Below are 3,676 nucleotides of genomic sequence, written 5' to 3'. Positions count from 1 at the left end.
GGTGAGCTAGTAAACATTGAAGGTTTAACAGTTAAAGAAGTCCCAGAGGAAGTACAGGTGAAATATTAATGCCTAACTTAAATGATTCAGTTGAGTTTTTAAAGGTATATGGTGAAATGTGTAATAAATACAACCTATGTGAAAGATGCCCAGTTTCAAAAAGTGGACTTTCATGTTCTATAGATGATTTAAGCGAAAATGCAGAAACTGTTTATGAAATTGTAGATAGATGGGTCAGAGAAAATAAATAATGAGGGGGTACTTATGACAGAGAGTGTAACAATTAGCATCGAAAGATATGATCGTATGCAAGAGGAGATTGACATTAATAAAAAGAAGGTCGCAGACCTTATTAAAACATTTGATAAAACATTTGATGAAACATTTAGTATTGAGGAAAATGAGGAAACTGGAGAGGTTAAATTAACATTTAACATAAAGGCATGTAAAGCGATACTTGAGAGAAAGCTTTGTGAAAGTGCATATAGTGAAACTCATAAAATAGTAGAAGGTTTTCTTTATAAAGAAGATGGCTATACTGATGTTATTCATTATGCTTTTACTGCTAAACCTAAAGAAGATGTAGAAGAAAGTGAGGAGTAAATCATGGGTATACCAGTTTTAATCATTGGTGCTAGTGGCTCAGGTAAAAGCACTAGCATGAGAAATTTTGAAGAAAATGAGGTAGGCATTTTTAATGTGGCTGGTAAGCCGCTGCCATTCAGAAAGAAGTTGCCTAAAAAGGATAGTGCTACATATGCAAATATCTTAAAAGGCTTATCAAGCCCAAGCAAGAAAACATATATTATTGACGATAGTCAGTACCTTATGGCATTTGGTATGTTTGACCGAGCTAAAGAGACAGGTTATGGCAAGTTTACTGATATTGCACTAGATTTTAAAAATCTTATAACATTTATTATCAATAATACTCCACCAGATGTGATTGTCTACTTCTTACACCATACAGAACTTGATGAGTTTGGAAGAACCAAGGCAAAAACAAGCGGCAAGATGTTAGACAATCAGCTTACAGTTGAGGGGTTATTTAGTATTGTGCTATTAGCTCAGACAGATGGTACAAATTATAAGTTTATCACGCAATCAGATGGTGCTACTACAGCAAAGTCACCTATGGAAATGTTTGAACGTGAAATAGATAATGACTTGAAATTTGTTGATACGACTATTAGGGAGTATTGGGAAATAGGTGGAATAAAGAATGAAAATTGATGATTTTATTAATAAGCCAATAGATGAGATTGCAGAGCATTTTGAGCTTAATGATGCTAAGCCAATTTTAGATATTGACGGTAATATTATTAAATTAATAGTTGAATACGTGCCAAAAAAGTAGGTGCATCATGTACAAATACACAGACAAAGAAATAGAAAACATAATCAAAAGTGCAATGATTATAGTTGATACAAGGGAACAGAAAAACAAGCACATCACAAACTTTTTTGATAAGAAGGGAATTAAGTGGTGCAATATGAAGCTGGATCATGGAGACTACTCAATAAAAGTGGAGTCACCTGCAGCTCATAGGGATTTTTATCTTACAGACATTATAAGCATAGAGAGAAAAGCAAATCTTGAAGAATTAAGCGGAAATCTTACACATAATCGTGATAGATTTACAGCTGAATTTCAAAGAGCAAAAGGAAAGATGTATTTGCTTATAGAGAATGCAAACTATGAAGATATTGAACACAAGCGATATAATACGCAGTTTAATAATAAATCTTTCAGAGCTTCATTGGATGCATTTGAGCAACGTTATAACTTACACGTACATTATCAAAAAGATATTAGTGCCAGCGGTTACTTTATTCATAAAACCCTCACCGCAGCACTAAGAGAAGAGTTAAAGAAGGGTACTTTTTAAAAATACATAACAAGGAGACTTAAAAATGCAAAAACCACATGATTTTGAAACAGCTCAAGGCTATACAGATTTTGAGGCCTTAGAGTTAGGCGGTCACATTTGCCGTATTATGAGTGTCGAAGAAAGAAAGAGTGCAGCAGGCAAAGATATGATTGCAGTATCTTTAGATATTGCAGAAGGAAAACAAGCTAATTATTACTCTAATCAGTACAAAAACAATACTAAAGCTGATAAAAAGTGGGGATGTATTGTATATCAATTAGTGTTAGATGCAGAAGGTAATACAAACAAAGGGTTTAAAACATTTATTGATGCAGTAGAAAAGTCAAATGCAGGATTTGTTACACAATGGGGTGCTAATTTTGGCGACCAATTCAAAGGAAAATTAATCGGCGGTGTATTTGGGCGTGAACAATACAGAAATGCTAATCAAGAATTAAAGTTTGCAACTAAATGCATGTCATTTAAGACAGTTGAACAAATTAGAAAAGGCGTTCCAGTACCAAAGGACAAGTTATTGCAAGGCGTACAAGCACAGCCTACTAATAGCACTGCTTTTACACCAACAACAAACTTTGAGGAAGATGATGACCTTCCATTCTAATTTTTAAGAAATAGCAAATTAAACTAACATAAACATAAATAATCCAATCCAATAAAGGCGGTACAATTAAGCCGCCTTTTAATTTACGAAAAATGAGGTTGTAAAGTGAATGATAAAAAGAAAAAATATGAAATAGCTAATGAAAAATTTAACTTAATAGAACATATATCAATGCGTTTTGGCCTTACTGGTGAAGCTTCCAGTGATGGCTATGGCATAAAAAGAAACGCTATCACTTGCCCTGTTTGTGGTGGTAAAGATTTTTATGTTTATGATGCTGATTACAATTACAATGGTTTTCAAACATGGTCATGTGATTGTTTAGAGACTTATTTAGAGAAGCACCAAGACATAAAAGAGAAAACAAAGATAGCCCCAAAGAAACCATATTTTTCACCTATTGAGTTTTTCATGGTGACGGAAAATATTAATTTTCAAACTGCAACAAATAAAGTAATGGGAATGTTGAATGATGAAAAAGCAAGAGAGATTGCAAAGGATGGCGGTAATTATCTTTATTATAGTGACCGTGGTACTTTGTGTGTTAATTCAAGCTTACTAGCTGAGCATATAAGAAAGACAAGTGATTATTTCATAGTTAAAAAGCAAGGGTCTGAAACAGAATTTGTTTACTGGTATCAAGATGGTTGCTACAGGCATATTTCATCTGGCGAACTAAAGTCTAAGATAAAAGAATTTATACCGCTGGATATTAGAAGGCCTAAACAGTGGGAAGACACCTATAAGGACATTCTAACAGATAACGTTTTTGTAAGATTTGAAGACCTTAACAATGAGTCAAACTTAATCAACTTTAGAAATGGCCTATATGACATACAAAAAGATGAATTAATGGAGCATAGTCCTGATTACAAGATAACTTTTCAATGCGATTGTAATTATAATCCGGATGCGCCAGAGCCTAAAACATTGCTCAAATATCTTGAGACTTTAACAGAGGGTGATGCTGATCTAAAAGCTACACTTCAAGAATGGTTCGGATTAATAATCTCAAACTACAATGCAAATATGTGTAAGAAGTCAGTAGCACTATTTGGGAGTGGTGACACTGGTAAGTCAAAATACATTTCTATGATGGCTGAGCTAATAGGGATAGACAATATATGCTCTACACCTATTCAAGATTTATCATCTAGGTTTGGTGCTGGTAATCTTTACGGTA

Annotated in this window: 6 protein-coding genes and 1 pseudogene; all 7 read left to right on the top strand. The window is 33.7% G+C overall.

The features are described 5' to 3' along the window. The first annotated feature begins 68 nt into the window (after positions 1–68). The gene (locus AC1VAQ_RS20875; RefSeq protein WP_479904532.1) at positions 69–251 is read left to right on the top strand and encodes a hypothetical protein; all 183 of its coding nucleotides are present in this window, start codon (positions 69–71) and stop codon (positions 249–251) included. Between the two features lie 13 nt (positions 252–264). Continuing rightward, complete coding sequence (locus AC1VAQ_RS20870; RefSeq protein ID WP_479904531.1) at positions 265–603, top strand: hypothetical protein; 339 nt, start codon at positions 265–267, stop codon at positions 601–603. 3 nt (positions 604–606) lie between these two features. Continuing rightward, entirely contained in the window at positions 607–1,233 is a 627-nt protein-coding gene (locus AC1VAQ_RS20865) for a DEAD/DEAH box helicase family protein (RefSeq protein ID WP_479904530.1), read from the top strand. Then, on the top strand, positions 1,223–1,357 hold the full coding sequence (locus AC1VAQ_RS20860) for a hypothetical protein (RefSeq protein ID WP_479904529.1): 135 nt from the start codon (positions 1,223–1,225) through the stop codon (positions 1,355–1,357). The genes AC1VAQ_RS20865 and AC1VAQ_RS20860 overlap by 11 nt, the downstream gene beginning before the upstream one ends. A gap of 7 nt (positions 1,358–1,364) precedes the next feature. Then, positions 1,365–1,889, top strand: a complete 525-nt coding sequence (locus tag AC1VAQ_RS20855) for an ERCC4 domain-containing protein (RefSeq protein WP_479904528.1) — start codon at positions 1,365–1,367, stop codon at positions 1,887–1,889. Between the two features lie 25 nt (positions 1,890–1,914). After that, on the top strand, positions 1,915–2,493 hold the full coding sequence (locus AC1VAQ_RS20850; protein WP_479904527.1) for a hypothetical protein: 579 nt from the start codon (positions 1,915–1,917) through the stop codon (positions 2,491–2,493). A gap of 171 nt (positions 2,494–2,664) precedes the next feature. Next, positions 2,665–3,676, top strand: a pseudogene (locus tag AC1VAQ_RS20845) (hypothetical protein); the annotation flags it as partial.

The organism is Cellulosilyticum sp., from assembly GCF_982396655.1.
The sequence above is the reverse complement of the archived record's forward strand: the minus strand, read 5'-3'. Positions and strand labels throughout refer to the sequence as shown.